The following is an 18,523-nucleotide window of genomic DNA, read 5'->3' on the forward strand; positions in this document are numbered from 1 at the left end:
TCATGAATGGCAGGAAAGGTTCAAGGGCTGTTCAAGCACGCAACTGTACCGATGCTCGTGCAGGAAATGGGTCGGCGGCAACACCACGGAACACTCCGTCCGGGCATGGCGGCAACGCGGGTGAAAGGCGCAACCGGCCGGTAAATTCAACGGGCTGGGCGGCTCACCCGGCAGAAGCTGCGCAGGCATTGGCCGATGCGGGTCGATCTCGGGAATCGCCTCGATCAATGCCGCGGTATACGGATGGCGCGGCGCGCTGAATACCGCTTCCACCGGCCCTTCTTCGACGATCTTGCCCAGGTACATCACCGCCACGCGGTCGCACAGGCGCCGCACGATGGCCAAGTCATGGGCGATAAACAGGATCGCCAGGTTCATGCGCTGCTGCAGTTCCAGCAACAGGTTGATGATCTGGCCCTGGATCGAGACATCCAACGCCGCCACGCACTCATCGGCGATGATTAAGCGCGGCTCCACCGCCAGGGCGCGGGCGATACCGACGCGCTGGCACTGGCCGCCGCTGAGGGAGCCGGGCTTGCGGCTGGCCAGCTCGGGGCGCAGGCCGACCAGATCGAGCAGCTCATCAACGCGGCGTGGAATCCCCGCCGGTGCGACTTTGCGCTGTACCCGCAGCACTTCGGCAAGGGTTTCGCCCACCGTGTGGCGGGGGTTCAGCGCGGCGTACGGGTCCTGGAAGATCATCGCGGTTTCATGGCGCAGGCGCGCAATGTCAATGGCGCTGCCGTGGGCCATGTCGATGCCATCGAACAATACCTGGCCGGCACTGATCGGGTTGAGGTGCAGGATCGCGCGCCCCAGGGTGCTTTTTCCGCTGCCGGATTCGCCCACCAAACCCAGCGTCTCGCCGGCGGCCAGGTTCAGCGAAACCCCGTTGACCGCCCTCACCCACTGCCGGTTCAAGCCGAACAACCCCGTACCGGATGCGGCAAAGCGCACCTCAAGATCCTTGATCTGCAACAGGCTCACGGACGGCCTCCCAACGGATAGTGACACGCCACTTGCGCGCCTTCGGGCAGCCGCTCGAAGCACAACGCGCCCACCTGCGGGCAACGCGGGTTGAAGCGACAACCGTCCGGCAATGCATCCAGCAAAGGCGGCTGGCCGGGGATGGTGCGCAGCAAGGCGTGGCCGCTGCTGTGGGCCGGCTGGCAATCGATCAGGCCGGCGGTATAAGGGTGCTGCGGACGGGCCAGCAAGTCGTATTTGCTGCCGTGCTCGCACAGGCGCCCGGCATACATCACCGCAATGGAGTCACAGGTCTGCGCCACCACGCCCAGGTCATGGGTGATCATGATGATCGACAGGCCACGCTGGTCGCGCAGGTCCAGCAACAAGCGCAGGATTTGCGCCTGCACCGTCACATCCAGAGCGGTGGTCGGCTCATCGGCAATCAGTACTTTCGGGTTGCAGCCCAACGCCACGGCGATCATCGCGCGCTGGCGCATGCCGCCGGAAAACTCGTGAGGATAGTTGTCGACCCGCGCCTGGGGATCGGGAATGCCCACCTGACGCAGCACTTCGATCGCCTGCCGGCGGGCGTCTTTTTTCGATGCGCCTTGATGCAAGCGGATGCCTTCGCCGATCTGCTCGCCGATACGCATCAAGGGGTCAAGGTGGCTGCTGGGGTTCTGGAAGATCATGCCCAACTGGCCACCCCGTACGGCACGCATCCCGGCGTCGTCCAATGACAACAAGTCCTGCCCGGCCAAGCGCACACTACCGCCTTGCACACGCAGGCTGGGCGACGGCAGCAACCGCATCAGCCCGCGACACGTCAGGGTCTTGCCGGAACCGCTCTCACCCACCAGGCCGAGGACTTCGCCTTCAGCCAGGCCGAAAGACACGCGATCAACCAGCGTGACATCCCGCCCGGCGTTATGCGCGATCACGCTGAGATCCTTGACCTGCAACAGGCTCATGAGCGATCCCCCAACACTTGCGCCACGCCATCGGCCAACAGGCTGAAGCCCATGGCCAGCGTCACAATGGCCAACCCCGGAAAGGTGCAGATCCACCACGCGGTGGTGATAAACGCTTGCCCTTCGGCCACCATCGTCCCCCACTCAGCCGTCGGCGGCTGCACGCCCAGGCCCAGGTAACTCACCGCGGCACCGTTGAGCAGCACCAGCACTGCGTCAGACATGGAAAACACGATCGAACCGAACATCGCGTTGGGCAGCAGATGCCTGAACAGGATGCGCCCATGGCCGAAGCCCAGGCTCTTGGCGGCCAAGGCAAAGTCGCTTTCCTTGAGTACCAGGATCTGCGAGCGGATCAGCCGCGCATACGACACCCAGCCCACCAGCGCCATGGCGATATAAAAACTCTTCAGGCCCGGGCCGAGAATGGCCATGATCGCCAGCATCAACACCAGGAACGGGAATGCCAGGATCACGTCGATCACGCGCATGCAAAAGCTGTCGAAGCGCCCGCCGATATAGCCGGAAACCGCGCCGATGAATGTGCCGATCATGAATGGGAAAATTACCCCGACGATGGCCAGTTGCAGGTCGATGCGCGCGCCCCAGATCACCCGTGAAAGGATGTCTCGGCCATAGTTGTCCGTGCCGAACGGATGGGCCAGGCTCGGCGCCAGCAAACTGAGGTCAGTGTGCTGCGCAATCGGGTCATACGGCGCAACCCAGGGTGCGCACAGCGCCAGGGCAAACCAGCCGAACAGTATCAACAGGCCCCACGCCGCAGTCAGCCGACCATTGCGAAAACCAAAACGCAGGCGCACGCGCCACGGAGCGATCAGTGGGCGACTGCTCATTGCATCTTCACTCGCGGGTCGAGGGCCACCGTCACCACATCGGCAAGGAAGTTGACCACCACCGTCGCACAGGCCAGCACCATAGCCACGCCCTGCACCACCATGTAGTCGCGGGTAAAGATCCCGCGCACCAACAATTGGCCAATGCCCGGAATCGCAAACAGGCTCTCGATCACCACCGTGCCGCTGATCAGCCAGCCGATGTTGACGGCCAGCAGGTTGACCGCCGGCACCAGCGAATTGGGCAGCACATGCCGGCGAAATACGGCCGCCTCCGACAGTCCACGCGCGCGCGCGGCGGTGACGTGATCGGCCTGCAGCTCCATCAACATGCTCGCCCGCAGGTTGCGTACCAGCACCGCCGACAGCGCCAGTGCGATGGTCAGGCATGGCAGCAGCATATGGTGAGCCTTATCCAGCCAGGTCCGCCCATAGCCGGACACCGGGAACAAGCCCCACTGCACACTCAACAACAGGATCAACATCAAGCCCAGCCAGAATGCCGGCATGCCCAGGCCGACCGTCGTGAACACGCGGATCAGGTTGTCCACCCACCCGCCTTTATTGCGTGCCGCCAGCGTCGCCAGCGGCAGCGCAATCAGCAGCGCCAGCACCACGCTGCCCAGCACTAGTACTAAAGTCGGTTCGATGCGGGTGACGATCAGCTTCAGGGCATCGACCTTGTACAACAACGACTGGCCGAGATCGCCCTTGAGCAGGTTCTTGAGGAAGTAGAAATACTGCAGCCACAGAGGCTGATCAAGACCGTACTGGACGCGAATTTTCAGCAGCGCATCCGGCGTGCTGCGCGAGCCGAGCAAGGCCCGCGCCGGATCGCCGGGAATGGAACGCACCAGCACGAAGGTGATCAAGCTGATGCCGAACAACACCGGCAGCAATTGCAGCGGCCGGGAGAGCACAAAGCGATAGCGCGCCAGGTTCATCCGTTAGCCTCGGTGGCGAGCGAGGAAGTCCAGCAACACCGGGAAGTACGCTTGGGGCTCCTCATAAAACGGCATATGGCTGCTGTTGGGAAAAACGTGCAACTCGGCGTGCCTGGCGGCTTGCTTCATGCGCATCGCGCAGGCCGGGGTCAGCTCGTCATGCTGGCCGGTGGTGATCAATATCGGCATCTTGAACTCGGCCATCTCGGGGATGCGGTTCCAGTCCTTGAGATTGCCGATATACAGGAACTCGTTGGGGCCTTGCATGGTTTCGTACGGGCCCATGTTCCAGTCGCCAAGGGAGCGCTTGACCGGCTCGGGCCATTCGTCCAGGCGGCACACGTGGCGGTAGTTGAGCAAGGTGATTGCCGCCTGGTACTGCGGGTGCTCGAGGGTGCCCATGGCTTCGTGGCGCTGCATCATGGCCACGGTTTCGCTGCCCAGGGCACCGCGCAGGCGGTCAAGCTCTTGGGACAGGTGCGGGATGTCGCCGACGGTGTTTTCCAGGATCAGGCTTTTCAGCGCATCGGGGTAGTGAATGGCGTATTCGATGCCCAGCCAACCGCCCCAGGAATGCCCCAGCAAGTGCACACGGCCCAGGCCCAAGGTTTGGCGCACGGTTTCGACTTCTTCCACATAACGGCGGATTTCCCACAGGGAAACATCGGTCGGTCTGGCTGATGCGCCCGTGCCAAGCTGGTCGAATGCAACCACTCGCAGGTTATGGTCCTTGAGCCAGCCATGGGCGTCGCGCAAGTAATCACACGGCAAGCCGGGACCGCCGTTGAGACACAAGAGCACCTCATCGCCGTCCCCAAAGCTGTAGGCCACGAGGTTATGGCCATCGACTTGCACGTTGTACTGCTGGTCGGGGGCAATTTCACGCCACATGCATACATTCCTTGTGTTGTATCGGCCTGGCGGGTAGCGGCCGCTGATCAGGCCAACACTACCGAGGATGCCACGCGGCCATAACCTGGTATTTCTTATAGGTTTGGCCTGGCAGTCCTTCGCCGGGGCGTGGCATTCTACTTGCAGCAAGTCGAGATTCAAATGAATTCGGGAGCAGAACGGATGCTGGCCAAGCTGACCGCCTTCAATAATCGCCTCATGCCGGGCAGGAGCCTGGATGAACAGATGGACAACACTTTCATCCTCGCCCAACAATTGGGCTTCGATGCACTGGTGTATGACTACACCCCGGTGCCCATCGACCTCAATGGCACGCTCATCACCCCCTCGGTGCTGCAACTGCGCAACACGCCCAACGACTGGCAGGCCTTGTGGTGCAGCGAAGGGTTTTACCAGATTGACCCGGTGCAGCATCTGGCACTGAGCACGGTGTCGCCGTTTGTCTGGTCCTACGAGGCGAAAGCCGAGACGGCCTTGCAGAAAATCATCGACCCCTGCCACGCGCCGGTATCGTCCTACCTACATGAACAGCAACTGACCTGCGGGGTCAGCGTGCCTATTCATTTGCCCCGTGGCGGTTTTGCCTCCCTGACCGGCCTGCGCACCGGAAAGGCGCACACGGTGCTGAAGGATGCCCAGCAAACCCTGACGGATTTCAGCCTGATTACCCATGCCCTGCAGGAAGCGGCCTACCCGCTGTTCAGCAAGGAGCTACGCACCTACCCGCACATCCATTTGACCAAGCGTGAACGCGAGTGCCTGAAATGGGCCGCCGACGGCTTGACCGCCGCCGAGATCGCCAAGCAACTGAGCCGCTCATTGGCGGTGGTCACCCTGCACCTGACTTCAGCCATGCACAAATTGGGGGCCAAGAACCGTGTGCAGGCGGTGGTACGCGCCACCCATTACCGCCTGCTCGAAGATTGAGCCGCCGGCAAAAACCTATCTGTTTTGCTAGTTACCTAAATTTTGCGTGCAGACTATCGTGTCCCTGATCCTTTTTTTCACAGCAGGGTACGAAATGGAATTCATCGACAAAGTCCGCGAAGGCTATGCAACCTTTGGCGCCTACCAGACCTGGTACCGCGTCACCGGCGACCTGAGCAGCGGCCGCACTCCCTTGGTGGTCATCCATGGCGGCCCTGGTTGCACCCATGACTATGTCGACGCCTTCAAGGACGTCGCCGCCAGCGGCCACGCGGTCATTCACTACGACCAACTGGGCAATGGCCGCTCCACCCACTTGCCCGACAAAGACCCGTCGTTCTGGACCATCAGCCTGTTCCTCGAAGAACTGAACAACCTGCTGGACCACCTGCAAATCAGCGATAACTACGCGATCCTCGGCCAATCTTGGGGCGGTATGCTCGGCAGCGAACACGCGATTTTGCAACCCAAGGGCCTGCGTGCCTTTATCCCGGCCAACTCGCCGACCTGCATGCGTACCTGGGTCAGTGAGGCCAACCGCCTGCGCAAATTGTTGCCGGAAGGCGTGCATGAAACCCTGCTCAAGCATGAACAGGCCGGCAGCTACCAGGACCCGGAATACGTAGCCGCTTCGCGGATTTTCTATGACCAGCACGTATGCCGGGTCAACCCATGGCCGGAAGAAGTGGCGCGTACCTTCGCCCAGGTCGATTCAGACCCGACGGTGTACCACGCCATGAGCGGCCCGACCGAGTTTCACGTCATCGGCAGCTTGAAAGACTGGAACGTGATCGGCCGCCTGTCGGCGATCAACGTACCGACGCTGGTGATCTCCGGTCGGCACGACGAGGCCACGCCGCTGGTGGTCAAGCCGTTCCTGGATGAGATCGCGGACGTGCGCTGGGCACTGTTCGAAGATTCCAGCCACATGCCCCACGTGGAAGAACGCCAGGCGTGCATGGGGACCGTGGTGAAGTTTCTGGATGAGGCGTGTTCGGTGCCGCACAACGTACTGAAAGCCAGTTGAGATCCAAATGTGGGAGCGGGCTTTGCCCCACCCTTGTAGTGAGCGGGCTTGCCCCGCGCTGGGTGGCAAAGCCGCCCCAAAACCAAACACCGCTGTCTTCCTGAAACACCGCAGCGGCAAGGTTTAGGGCGGCTTCGCCCCCCAGCGCCGGGCAAGCCCGCTCACTACATCAGACGTTGGTGGCTTCAGGTCTTACGGCCTTCCTGGGGGCATCGGCCACCAACGGAATCTCCTTCCCTTCAGCGTCAAACAACTTGCCGCCACTGAAGTAATCCCCATCGCGCAACGCCGCCACATCGTGGAAGCACAAACTGCGCTCCGTCCCCGCCACGAACACCGATTGCTGGTCCGAGTTACCGGCGGTGAAGTGGTTGAACGCCAGGTTCAACAAAATCGCCATGATCGCTGACGAACTGATCCCCGAATGGAAAATCGTCGCGAACCAGGCAGGAAAGTGATCGTAGAAACTCGGCGCGGCGATGGGGATCATGCCGAAGCCGATCGAAGTGGCGACGATGATCAGGTTCATGTTGTTGCGATAGTCGACCTTGGACAAGGTGCGAATACCACTGGCCGCCACGGTACCGAAAAGCACAATACCAGCGCCTCCCAGTACCGAGGTCGGCACGGCTGCGATCACCCGCCCCATGAAGGGCAGCAAGCCGAGTACCACCAGGAATACCCCGCCCGTGGCCACCACAAAACGACTTTTCACACCGGTCACCGCCACCAGCCCGACATTCTGTGCGAACGCGCTCTGCGTGAAAGACCCGAAAATCGGCGCGAACATGCTCGACAGCATGTCAGCCCGCAGGCCATTACCGAGACGCTTGGAATCGACTTTGGTATCGATGATCTCGCCCACGGCGAGGATATCCGCCGAGGTCTCCACCAACGTCACCATGACCACAATGCACATGGAGATGATCGCGGCCACATGGAAAGTCGGTACGCCGAAATGGAAAGGTGCCGGGAAACCGAACATCGGCCCCTGGGTCACCCCGGAAAAATCCGCCATGCCAAGCAATACCGCGATGACGGTGCCGATGACCATCGCCAGCAGGATCGACAGGCGCGAAATGGTCGCACTGCCGATCTTGCTCAGCAGCAGCACCAGAACCAGGGTCAGCGCGGCCAGGCCGATGTTCGCCATGCTGCCGAAATCGGCTGCACGGCTATTGCCGCCCATGGCCCACCGCGCCGCAACGGGCATCAGGGTCAGACCGATGGTGGTGATGACAATGCCCGTCACCAGCGGCGGGAAGAACTTGGTGATCCTTGAGAACACCGGGGTGATCAACAACCCGATAAACGATGCGGCCATCACCGCCCCGAGAATCGCCGGCACGCCACCGGCGCCATCACTGCCAACAATCGCCACCATCGTCGCCACGCCAGCGAACGACACACCCTGCACCAGCGGCAGCTGACAACCGAAAAACGGCAGGCCAAGGGTTTGCAACAAGGTCGCCAGACCACCGGCAAACAAGGATGCCGCGATCAGCAGACCGATATCTGCCGGGGATAACCCGGCTGCCTGACCGACGATCAACGGTACCGCGACAATGCCGCCGTACATGGTGAGCACGTGCTGCAGGCCGTAAGCCATGTTGGCGGCGACGCCGAGATTTTCATCTTCCGGCCGCTGCGATGACGCCTTCGGGATAGTCATGGTGAGGGGTTCTCTGTTTTTGTTGTGCGAGCACTGTATGCAATGTTAGGACTGGATGTCCATAGAGTTGTATACAATCAATCGAACAAGATACCCTCCAACGGCGTTACAAAAATAATCCGGCCGTCACGAGCCTGAACGCCACAGGACCTATAACAATGAAAAAAACACTGCAAGGCGCCACCGTTGCCCTCACCCTCCTCGGCGGCGGGGAGGCCGTGGCGTTGGAATGGATGAACAACAGCGTGGGATTTCGCTACGGTGAACACTTCACCAACCCGAACAACCCCGATGATTTCAGCAAGCGCATCTACAGCTTCACCCACGCCAGCGGCTACCAGTACGGCAGCAACTACCTGAATCTCGATGTGTTCCTTTCCGACAGCCGCGATCCACGCAAGGGCACCGACCAGGGTGGCAGTGAGGTGTATGCCGTCTACCGCCACCAGTTGTACGCTTCACGGGTATTCGACGTGCCGCTCGGCACCGGGTTGGTCAAGGACTACGCATTGACCCTGGGCTTCGATGCCAACCGCAACAACAACTTCGCCTCGGCCAGGAAGCGCGCGCTGGTGATCGGCCCGACCTTGAAATTCAACACCGTCGGCGTGCTGGACCTGAGCCTGATGTACTACAAGGAAAGGAACCACACCGGCATCCCCGGCGCGAAAGAATCCAATCACACCTTCGACGATACCTACATGCTCAACCTTGCGTGGATGCGCCCGTTTGAAGTCGCCAGCCACGCGGCCAAATTCCAGGGTTTCATCAATTACGTCGGGGAAAAAGGCGAGGACTACCACGGCCGCGACACCGCCCCGGAAGCCTTGATGCGCACGGCGCTGATGGTGGCGGTGCGGCCGGGCAAAAGCGTCAAGCCAAACCTGTATCTCGGGGTGGGCTACGAGTACTGGTACAACAAATTCGGCGTAGACGGCGGCAGGGGTAGCCGCACATCCACGCCGACGCTGAATATGGAAGTGACGTTCTAACGGCAGGAACCCAGCTCAAGCACTGGCCAATTCCGAATCATCCGTCTTGCGCCGCGCCAGCCAGTAACCCAACACCGCCAGCGGTGCGGTCGCCAGCATCACGATCACGGTAATCAGCAGCGGCTGTTCAAGCATCGACGAGACCAGCAGGCTGCTGAGAAAGCACAGCCCCAATTGCAGGGTGTTTTGCAGGGCTGCCGCCTTGCCGGAATTTTCCGCAAACGGCATCAGCGCATTCGCCACCACGATGGGGTAACTGGCACCGTTGACCAGCGCCATCAGGCAGAACGGAATCAACAGCGTGGTGAGGGTCGGCCCCGTCAACGTAGCGACCAGGTACAACGCCGCCATGCTGATGCAATAGGCCAGCAGCAACCAGGGCAGCAGGGTTTTACCCTGGTAACGCTGCAGTGCACTGCGGCAGCTGTAGCCACCGATCAGAAACGCCAAGGTCGGCAGCACATAGCTCAGGCCAATGTCATTCGGGCTATAGCCCATGCCGCCAAGGATGAAGGGGGAAGCGGTCAGCCAGGCGAAGAAACTGGCGGAACACGCGGCGAAGATCATCACGTTGCCGGTGAACACACGGGAGGTCAGCAGTTGGCCGTAGCCAAGGCGTGAAGGCTCACCCTGCCCTGTCTGATGTGTCGGCATCTTGCGCAGGAACAGCGTCGGCAGCAGCAACAACAGCGACACCCCCAGCAAGACCCCGAAGATCGCCTGCCAGCCAAAGTGATTCAGCACCACGGCCCCCAACAAGGGCGCCAGGGCCGGCGACAGCGACATCAGCGGCATGATGCTGGCGAACACACGGTGAGCCTGGTCAGCCGGATAGCGGTCGATCACCAGGGCCTGCCAACTCACGGCGGCGGAACACACGCCAATCGCCTGGATAAAGCGTAATGCCAGCAACTGCGGCGCGGTCTCGACCCAGAACATGCCCAGGCAGCCCAACACAAACAGGCCAAGGCCCGTGAGCAGGATGGGCTTGCGCCCCAGGCGGTCAGACAACGGCCCCCACAGCAATTGCCCCACGGCAAAACCGGCGAGGAAAATACTCAAGCTGGCGCCCACGGCCCCCGCACCAATCTGCAACTGCTCGCCCATGGCGCCGAACGCCGGCAAATACATATCCATGGCGAGATAACCGAGCATGCTCAGCCCCGCCAGATACCCAGTAAAACCCAACGAATTTTTCATCGAAACCTTTAAGAACTTGCCATCAAACTATTTGTTGACCGGCGTCCATTATGAAGCTGACAGTTTTGCTGTGAAGCGATAATAATTGGACACTCATATCAATATTTTTGAAGGCAATTCCCATGTGGTCCGAATACTCCCTGGATGTCGTCGATGCCGTGGCACGCCATGGCAGCTTCAGCGCCGCCGCCCAGGAATTGCACCGCGTACCGTCGGCCATCAGCTATACGGTGCGTCAGATTGAAGAGTGGCTGGCGGTGCCGCTGTTTGTGCGACGCCATCGCGATGTCGAACTGACCCCGGCCGGTCGGCTGTTCATCGACGAAGCTCGCGGTGTGATGAAAAAAATGCTCGGTACCCGGCGCCTGTGCCAGCAAGTGGCGAATGGCTGGAGCGGCCAATTGAAAGTCGCCGTGGACTCCATCGTCAAACCCCAGCGCTGCCGTCAGTTGGTGTTGGACTTCTACCGGCAGTTTCCCGAAGTGGAATTGCTGTTGGAGTACGAAGTGTATAACGGCGTGTGGGACGCCCTGGCCGATGAACGCACCGACATTGTGATCGGCGCCACCAGTGCGGTGCCGGTGGCCAGCCACTTCACCTTTCGCGACATGGGCTTGTTGAACTGGTTGTGCGTGGCCAGCGCCAGGCACCCGTTGGCGGCGGTTGAGGGCTTGCTCAGTGACGATCAATTGCGCCCGTTCGCCTCACTGTGCATGACCGACACTTCGCGCAACCTGCCCAAGCGCGACACCTGGACCCTGGACAACCAACGGCGCCTGGTGGTCCCCAACTGGGCCTCGGCGCTCGATTGCCTGCGTGACGGCCTGTGCGTGGGCATGGCGCCGGCGCATCAGGTATTGCCGTGGATCGAACGCGGCGAACTGGTCGCGCTGCAACTGCACCGACCGTTCCCGGCCAGCCCATCGTGCGTGGCCTGGGCCCAGAACAAACTGTCGCCGGCCATGGCGTGGCTGCTGGAGTACCTGGGCGATACCGAGACCCTGAACCAGGAGTGGCTCAACGGGCACGACCTTTAGAAGACGATGATGGCCCCCTCCCACAGGATGATGGCATTTCAGCCCAATAGGCGACTGATTGCCCGCACGATCATATCGACCTCCTTGCCCTCCAGGGTCAATGGCGGCAACAGACGGATAATCTTGCCCCGCGTCACGTTGATCAACAGCCCATGTTCCTGGGCGGCGCGCTGGGCCAGGTCGCGATAAGGGCGGGCCAGCTCGATGCCGATCATCAAGCCCTGCCCGCGAATGGCCAGCACCTGCGGGTGTTCGCTCAACTCCACCCGCAGCCGCGCCAACAAGCGTTCGCCCTGTTGCGCGGCGTTCTGCAGCAAGCCTTGCTCTTCAATAATATCCAGCACGGTGCAGCCCACACGGCAGGCCAACGGGTTACCCCCAAAGGTACTGCCATGGCTGCCCGGGGTGAACAACTGAGCCACGGCGGCACGCGCCAGGCAAGCACCGATGGGCACGCCGTTGCCCAGGCCTTTGGCCAGGGTCATCACGTCCGGGGTAATGCCTTCATGCTGGAAGGCAAACCAGGTGCCAGTACGGCCGATGCCGGTCTGGATTTCATCGAGCATCATCAGCCAGCCGTGGCGCGTGCAGTGCTCACGCAGGGCTTTCAGGTAGCCGCACGGGGCAGGCAGCACGCCGCTTTCGCCCTGGATCGGCTCCAGCAACACGGCCGAGATACGTGGGCCGAACTGTTGAGTAAGCGCTTCCAGGGCCGCCATGTCGCCAAAGCCCACTTTGAGAAAATCCCCCGGCAAGCGCTGGAAACCCAAGCGCACCGATGGCCCATCGCTGGCCGCCATGGTGCCGAGGGTTCGCCCATGAAAGGCGTTTTCCATCACCACCACCAACGGCTGCTCTATGCCCTTTTTCCAGCCATGCAGCCGCGCCAGCTTCAGCGCCGTCTCGTTGGCTTCGGCGCCGGAGTTGTTGAAGAATGCACGGTCCAGGCCGGACAACTGGGCCAGGCGCCGAGCCAGCTGTTGTTGCCAGTCGATGCTGTAGAGGTTGGAGGTGTGCAGCAACAAACCGGCTTGTTCACGGATGGCCGTCACCAGTTTCGGGTGGGAATGCCCGACATTGGTCACCGCCACACCGGCCACCGCATCCAGGTATTCACGGCCCTGCTGGTCCCACAGGCGCGTGCCCAGGCCACGAGTGAAACTCAGGGCCAAGGGTTGGTAAGTGTCCATCAGGCAGGCGGCGGTCATGGTGGCAGGCTCCAGTGCATCGTTGTGATGGATGCAGTATCGTTAGCCACTCATGCTGGATAAACTGTGCAATCGTGCAAGGACTTTAAATCAGGGCTTGATAATGGATCTGTTCCAGGCAATGACGGTGTACGTGAAGGTGGTGGAGGCCGGCAGCATGACCGCCGCCGCCCACGCCTGCGGCATGTCGACCACCATGGTAGGCAACCACTTGCGTGCCCTGGAACAGAGGCTGGGGGTCAGCCTGCTCAAACGCACCACGCGCAAACAGAGCCTTACGGAATTCGGCGGGCAGTACTACCAGCGTTGCCTGGAAGTGCTCGGGCTGGTGGCTGACTCGGAGCAGTGGGCGGAACAAGCTCATAGCGACGTCCCCAAAGGCACCTTACGCATCACCGCCCCCCCGGTGTTCGGCACCGAACGACTGTCGCCGGCCTTGAGCGAGTTTTCCCAACGCTACCCGCTGATCAACCTGTACGTGGTCCTGAACAATCAACGGATGGACTTGGTCGACAGCGGCTTCGACGTGGCGATTCGCCTGGGCGAGCTGGAACCCTCAAGCCTGATCGCCAGGCCCATGCGCGACTACACCCTGACCCTCTGCGCCTCGCCCATTTACCTGGCGCGACGCGGTACGCCGCAGGTGCCTGAGGACCTGCGACAGCACGATTGCCTGGCGTTCGCTTACCCCTCGACCGACGACTGGCGCAATGCCGACAAGCTATGGCGCATGACCGGCCAGGAAGGCGAAGTGGAAGTTGCCGTGTCCGGCTCGCTGACGATCAACAGCTCCCAAGGCCTGCACCAGGCGGCGGTCCAGGGCATGGGCATCGTGATGCTGCCTGATGCCCTCGTACAACCCGACCTGCAGGCCGGAAAACTGGTGGCGCTGTTGACCGACTATCAACTGCCCTGCCGCCCCATGCACCTGCTTTACCGCCAGGATCGCTATCGCCTGCCCAAACTGCGCGCGTTCGTCGACTTCGTCATGGAAAAGTGGGCGCGCTAGAACGCCACGCCCAACTCGCGCAGACGCGCAGCCGTGCGCTCGGCCGACACGTGGTGAATGCCCTGCCAGCCGAGTGCAACAGCCGCCTCGGCATTGCCGGCGACATCGTCGATAAACACCACTTCGCCTGGCTGGATATCCGGCAGATGCGCACGCACCTGGTCCAGGCTGGCGTGATAGATCGCCGCATCCGGCTTGATCTGCTTCAACTCGCCTGACACCACGATGTCGCGAAAACGTTGCAGGAACGGGTAGTTGGCGCGCGCATACGGGAAGGTTTCGGCGGACCAGTTGGTGAGCCCGAACAACGGCATGCCGGCTGCATGCAGCGCTTCGAGAATCGCCACGCCTTCCGGCAGCGGGCCACGCAACATCTCGTGCCAGCGATCGTAGTAGGCCTGGATCAGGGGTTCATGTTGAGGGTATTGGCTGATCAGGCTGCGGGTGCCCTCCGCCAGGGTACGACCAGCGTCTTGCTCGGTGTTCCAGGCTTGGGTGCAGATGTTGTCGAGAAACCATTGCCGTTCGTGATCGTCGGCAATCAGCTTGCGGTACAGATGCAGCGGGCTCCAGTCGAACAGGACACCGCCAAAATCAAAAACGACTGCACGAATCGTCATCAGATCCTCCGTTAGCGTGGCTTGATAGCCGTAGGAGTCTGGCAGATTGTGAGCAAGGGGGGGAGCGCGAGGGAAGGTAGGAAACTTCCAATTTCAGACAAGGAAAAGCGGGAGGGGTACGCCCCCTCCCACTTTCAGGCTGCGTCTCAGGCTTGAATCAGGCCATTGATCTTCACAGTCGGGTTCACGTCGGCTTCGTAATCCACGCCGTCGATTTCAAAGCCGAACAAGCGCAGGAATTCCGCCTTGTAGCCGGCAAAATCGCTGATCTCGTTGACGTTTTCATCAGTGACCTGGTTCCACAGGGCCGCCACGGCGTCCTGGACTTTCGGTTCCAGCTCAGCCAGGTCGGCGCGCAGGCGGCCGTCGGCGTCCAGCTTAGGCTCTTTGCCGTACAGGCTGTCCTTGAACAGGCCATAGACCTGCTCGATGCACCCTTCGTGAGTGCCCTGCTCTTTCATCACTTTGAACAGCAGCGACAGGTACAGCGGCATGATCGGGATGGCCGAGCTGGCCTGGGTGACCACGGCCTTGAGTACCGACACACGGGCGTCGCCCTTCAGCGCAGCGAGGTTGTCACGCAGGGTCAGGACTTTCTTGTCCAGGTCTTTCTTGGCTTCGCCGATAGAGCCGTTCCAGTAGATGTCCTGGGTCAGCTTCTCACCGAGGTAAGTGAAGGCCGTGGTCTTGGCGCCTTCGGCCAGCACATCGGCGTCACGCAGGGCGTCGATCCACAGCTGCCAGTCTTCGCCGCCCATGACTTTCACGGTGCCGTCGATTTCTTCCTGGGTGGCAGGCTCAAGGGTGGTGTCGACGACAACGCCTTTGTCGGTGTTGATCCCACGCAGGGTCACTGCCTTGCCGATTGGCTTGAGGGTGGAATTGTGCACCACGCCTTGCGGGTCGGTACGGCGTGGTGCGGCCAGGCTGTAGACCACCAGGTCGATCTTGCCCAGGTCTTTCTTGATGGTTTCGATGGTCAGGCGCTTGATCTCGTCGGAGAATGCGTCGCCGTTGATGCTCTTGGCGTACAGGCCTTTTTCGACGGCAAACTTCTCGAACGCGGCGCTGTTGTACCAGCCGGCGGAACTCAGCTTGCCGTCTTCGCCTTCTTTCTCAAAAAACACGCCCAGGGTGGCGGCGCCGCAACCAAACGCAGCGCTGATACGCGCGGCCAGGCCATAACCGGTGGAGGAGCCGAGGACCAGCACCTTTTTTGGACCGCCTTCAATGGTGCCGTGCTGGGTTACGTAGTCGATCTGCTCTTTGACGTTCGCTTCACAGCCAACAGGATGAGCGGTCACACAGATAAAGCCACGAACCCGCGGTTTGATGATCATAAAAATTCTGCCTCTTCCAAGGTGCCGAAGGCCAATGGTGGCCATTCAACTTCAATCGTACCGGTCTATGACGTCCGAAAAACCGAAGCGTCACGATAGACGCAAATCTTCTGTTCTCAAAATTCAATGCATAAAGGCCAGCGCACTTGTAAAAAAATGTACCGGGGCTTCACAAATTCGCAATATTTAAACCGCCAGGCGCCGCTATAAAGTCCTATCATGACGGATTGTTTCGTTTTGTTTCGGGTCCGGAGCCATGTTTCATGAGTAAAAGTGCTGTTCGCAAAAAGCTGGTATCAGTTGCCTGGGTGCTTGGCGTTCTGCTGTTTATCTACTGTTTCCCGCGCACCAGCCTGGTGTTTCTGCTGCTGGTGGTGTTCTGCGGCCTGTACGATTTCCTGCGCAACGGCCTGTATGACCGCGACACCATCAAAAAGTATTTCATCGGCAACGGCCGCAATACGTGGATATTGGCCCCGTTCAACACCTTGTTCGACCTGTTGAGCAGCCGCAACCGCCACGTCTACACCATGCGCGACCTGCCGCCGGCCTGGCGTGAGGACCTGCAACAGGTGATCGATGACGCCATGGCCAACAAGGATGAAATCATCAGCTATCTGGATGAGCGCATGGCCGAGAAGAAACGCGGCATGTTGTTCTTCCAATGGTACGGCCGACCGATCGAAACCACCCTGGATATCCCGCAGTTGCGCAAGAAGCTGCCATTTGTGAAGACCATCGGCGTCTCGGTATTCAACGAGAACCGCTCGACCTCCTTCCACTTCGGCCCCCTGCGCATGATGTTCCGCGTGCTCTACAACATGGCACCGGCACCGCACCATGAAGGCGTCTACATCCAGGTGGGCAAGCACAAGCACTACTGGCACGACGACCCGCTGTTTATTTTCGATGACACGCTGATGCATGCGTCCTTCAACAAAAACGATGCAAAACGCTACTGCCTGTTCATCGACATCGTGCGGCCGACCCCGCTGCCGGGCGTGCTCAACGCCGTGATCTCGGGCTTTGCCGGCCTGGTCTTCACCCTGCGTCGGGTTTTCTACAAAAACTGGAAGCTGATTCAGTAAGTTCTGCGGCATGATGGTGCCGGACGGTGTTTGCGCCCAGCCTGTGAGGCGGCCAGAATAACCGTCCAGTGCGACCGAATTCGGGCGCCCACCATTCTCAGGCCATCGCCGCTCCCGTGGCAGGCGATGGCTGTGCTTTCAAGGAATCAGAATGCCCCAACGTCAAGTCATCAATGCCTCCGTCAGCCCCAAGGGCAGCCTCGAAACCCTGTCCCAGCGTGAAGTGCAACAACTGAGTGAAGCCGGCACCGGCAGCATCTACACCCTGTTCCGCCAATGCGCCCTGGCCATCCTCAACACCGGCGCGCATATCGACAACGCCAAGACCATCCTCGACGCCTACAAAGACTTTGAAGTGCGCATCCACCAGCAGGATCGCGGCGTGCGCCTGGAGCTGCTGAATGCCCCGGCCGACGCATTCGTTGATGGCGAAATGATCGCCAGCACCCGTGAGATGCTGTTCAGCGCCCTGCGTGACATCATCTACACCGAGAACGAGCTGGACAGCCAGCGCATCGACCTGAGCAACTCCCAAGGCATCACCGACTACGTGTTCCACCTGCTACGCAACGCCCGTACGCTGCGCGCCGGGGTCGAACCGAAGATCGTGGTGTGCTGGGGCGGCCACTCCATCAACACCGAAGAATACAAATACACCAAGAAAGTCGGACACGAACTGGGCCTGCGCAGCCTTGACGTGTGCACCGGCTGCGGCCCGGGCGTAATGAAAGGCCCGATGAAAGGCGCGACCATTTCCCACGCCAAGCAACGCATCATCAACGGCCGTTACCTGGGCTTGACCGAGCCCGGCATCATCGCCGCCGAAGCGCCGAACCCGATCGTCAACGAGCTGGTGATCCTGCCGGACATCGAAAAACGCCTGGAAGCCTTCGTGCGCGTCGGCCACGGCATCATCATCTTCCCGGGCGGCGCCGGTACGGCCGAAGAGTTCCTGTACCTGCTGGGCATCCTGATGCACCCGGACAACCAGGACCTGCCCTTCCCGGTGATCCTCACCGGGCCGAAACACGCCGCGCCCTACCTGGAACAATTGCACGCGTTCGTCGGTGCCACCCTCGGCGAGGCGGCGCAGAAGCACTACCAGATCATCATCGACAACCCAGCCGAAGTGGCACGGCAGATGACCGCCGGCCTCAAGGCTGTGAAGCAGTTCCGCCGCGAACGCAACGACGCGTTCCACTTCAACTGGCTGCTGAAGATCGACGAAGGCTTCCAGCGCCCGTTCGACCCGACCCACGCCAACATGGCCAGCCTGCAACTGAGCCACGCGCTGCCGCCGCATGAACTGGCCGCCAACCTGCGCCGCGCGTTTTCCGGGATCGTGGCCGGCAACGTCAAGGATAAAGGCATCCGCCTGATCGAACAGAACGGCCCTTACGAGATCCATGGTGACCCGGCCATCATGAAACCGCTGGATGAGCTGTTGAAGGCATTCGTAGCCCAACACCGCATGAAACTACCGGGTGGCGCGGCGTATGTGCCGTGTTATCGCGTGGTTCAATAAAAAGCTGGCTGAGTAATCCGCGCAGCATCGCCACACCCTTGATTTCCACCCGCGGGCCGGGGTGCGCCAGTTCGGCCACCCCGGCCGTGGTCCAGGGCGCAATGCCCGCGTGGGAAAAGGCGGTCGGTCATATGCTGTATCTCTTTGCAGGCGTTTTCGGGCGTGTCGACCGAATAAATCGGGCTATGTTTTTTAACTGTCCCGATCAACTCATACCAGCAGAGCACC

17 protein-coding genes are annotated in these 18,523 nt (G+C 60.8%); 7 read left to right on the top strand and 10 right to left on the bottom strand.

Translation table 11 applies throughout. The features are described 5' to 3' along the window. From ACQRBV_RS01195 to ACQRBV_RS01215, 5 genes are read right to left on the bottom strand one after another with little or no spacing between them, the layout of a single operon-like run. Complete coding sequence (locus tag ACQRBV_RS01195; protein ID WP_411984520.1) at positions 1-987, bottom strand: ABC transporter ATP-binding protein; 987 nt, start codon at positions 985-987, stop codon at positions 1-3. Continuing rightward, on the bottom strand, positions 984-1,940 hold the full coding sequence (locus tag ACQRBV_RS01200) for an ABC transporter ATP-binding protein (RefSeq protein ID WP_090366101.1): 957 nt from the start codon (positions 1,938-1,940) through the stop codon (positions 984-986). Before ACQRBV_RS01200 ends, ACQRBV_RS01195 begins: the two co-directional genes overlap by 4 nt. Then, complete coding sequence (locus ACQRBV_RS01205; RefSeq protein WP_198761439.1) at positions 1,937-2,794, bottom strand: ABC transporter permease; 858 nt, start codon at positions 2,792-2,794, stop codon at positions 1,937-1,939. The genes ACQRBV_RS01200 and ACQRBV_RS01205 overlap by 4 nt, the downstream gene beginning before the upstream one ends. Beyond that, entirely contained in the window at positions 2,791-3,738 is a 948-nt protein-coding gene (locus ACQRBV_RS01210) for an ABC transporter permease (protein ID WP_161548803.1), read from the bottom strand. The genes ACQRBV_RS01205 and ACQRBV_RS01210 overlap by 4 nt, the downstream gene beginning before the upstream one ends. Before the next feature lie 3 nt (positions 3,739-3,741). Beyond that, on the bottom strand, positions 3,742-4,629 hold the full coding sequence (locus ACQRBV_RS01215) for a proline iminopeptidase-family hydrolase (protein ID WP_161548802.1): 888 nt from the start codon (positions 4,627-4,629) through the stop codon (positions 3,742-3,744). A 183-nt stretch (positions 4,630-4,812) separates the two neighbouring features. Here ACQRBV_RS01215 and ACQRBV_RS01220 point away from each other — a divergent pair, with 183 nt between their 5' ends. Further along, complete coding sequence (locus ACQRBV_RS01220) at positions 4,813-5,577, top strand: LuxR family transcriptional regulator (RefSeq protein WP_104995858.1); 765 nt, start codon at positions 4,813-4,815, stop codon at positions 5,575-5,577. 94 nt (positions 5,578-5,671) lie between these two features. Beyond that, positions 5,672-6,604 carry a proline iminopeptidase-family hydrolase gene (locus ACQRBV_RS01225; protein ID WP_060753194.1) on the top strand — a complete coding sequence of 311 codons (933 nt, stop codon included), beginning with the start codon at positions 5,672-5,674 and terminating at the stop codon, positions 6,602-6,604. Between the two features lie 169 nt (positions 6,605-6,773). Here the strand turns inward: ACQRBV_RS01225 and ACQRBV_RS01230 are convergent, their stop codons facing one another. Next, positions 6,774-8,276 (bottom strand): nucleobase:cation symporter-2 family protein, encoded by a 1,503-nt coding sequence (locus tag ACQRBV_RS01230; protein WP_244384011.1) that lies wholly within the window; start codon positions 8,274-8,276, stop codon positions 6,774-6,776. Positions 8,277-8,434: 158 nt separating this feature from the next. Between ACQRBV_RS01230 and ACQRBV_RS01235 the strand changes: the two genes are divergently transcribed. Further along, entirely contained in the window at positions 8,435-9,268 is an 834-nt protein-coding gene (locus ACQRBV_RS01235) for a nucleoside-binding protein (RefSeq protein WP_161548800.1), read from the top strand. Positions 9,269-9,283: 15 nt separating this feature from the next. Here the strand turns inward: ACQRBV_RS01235 and punC are convergent, their stop codons facing one another. Continuing rightward, positions 9,284-10,468 carry a purine nucleoside transporter PunC gene (gene punC / locus ACQRBV_RS01240; protein ID WP_411984519.1) on the bottom strand — a complete coding sequence of 395 codons (1,185 nt, stop codon included), beginning with the start codon at positions 10,466-10,468 and terminating at the stop codon, positions 9,284-9,286. Between the two features lie 122 nt (positions 10,469-10,590). Between punC and punR the strand changes: the two genes are divergently transcribed. Next, complete coding sequence (punR, locus tag ACQRBV_RS01245) at positions 10,591-11,505, top strand: DNA-binding transcriptional activator PunR (protein WP_060753190.1); 915 nt, start codon at positions 10,591-10,593, stop codon at positions 11,503-11,505. Positions 11,506-11,543: 38 nt separating this feature from the next. Here the strand turns inward: punR and ACQRBV_RS01250 are convergent, their stop codons facing one another. After that, complete coding sequence (locus tag ACQRBV_RS01250) at positions 11,544-12,713, bottom strand: aspartate aminotransferase family protein (protein ID WP_411984518.1); 1,170 nt, start codon at positions 12,711-12,713, stop codon at positions 11,544-11,546. A 103-nt stretch (positions 12,714-12,816) separates the two neighbouring features. Between ACQRBV_RS01250 and ACQRBV_RS01255 the strand changes: the two genes are divergently transcribed. Further along, a complete protein-coding gene (locus ACQRBV_RS01255) occupies positions 12,817-13,722 on the top strand; it encodes a LysR family transcriptional regulator (RefSeq protein ID WP_198761435.1) in 906 nt (301 codons plus the stop codon). Here the strand turns inward: ACQRBV_RS01255 and ACQRBV_RS01260 are convergent. Together ACQRBV_RS01260 and fabV are read right to left on the bottom strand one after the other, a co-directional pair. Beyond that, the gene (locus tag ACQRBV_RS01260; protein WP_198761434.1) at positions 13,719-14,342 is read right to left on the bottom strand and encodes an HAD family hydrolase; all 624 of its coding nucleotides are present in this window, start codon (positions 14,340-14,342) and stop codon (positions 13,719-13,721) included. The genes ACQRBV_RS01255 and ACQRBV_RS01260 overlap by 4 nt on opposite strands. Before the next feature lie 146 nt (positions 14,343-14,488). After that, a complete protein-coding gene (gene fabV, locus ACQRBV_RS01265) occupies positions 14,489-15,682 on the bottom strand; it encodes an enoyl-ACP reductase FabV (RefSeq protein WP_411984517.1) in 1,194 nt (397 codons plus the stop codon). 263 nt (positions 15,683-15,945) lie between these two features. On the opposite strand from fabV, the gene ACQRBV_RS01270 reads away from it, so the two are divergent. Both ACQRBV_RS01270 and ppnN read left to right on the top strand, forming a co-directional pair. Next, the gene (locus tag ACQRBV_RS01270) at positions 15,946-16,770 is read left to right on the top strand and encodes an aspartyl/asparaginyl beta-hydroxylase domain-containing protein (RefSeq protein WP_060753185.1); all 825 of its coding nucleotides are present in this window, start codon (positions 15,946-15,948) and stop codon (positions 16,768-16,770) included. A gap of 151 nt (positions 16,771-16,921) precedes the next feature. Next, positions 16,922-18,295 (top strand): nucleotide 5'-monophosphate nucleosidase PpnN, encoded by a 1,374-nt coding sequence (ppnN, locus tag ACQRBV_RS01275; protein WP_060753184.1) that lies wholly within the window; start codon positions 16,922-16,924, stop codon positions 18,293-18,295. Positions 18,296-18,523: the final 228 nt, after the last annotated feature.

The sequence above is a fragment of the Pseudomonas sp. R11F genome (genome assembly GCF_050312575.1).
GTDB classification, from domain to species: domain Bacteria; phylum Pseudomonadota; class Gammaproteobacteria; order Pseudomonadales; family Pseudomonadaceae; genus Aquipseudomonas; species Aquipseudomonas palleroniana.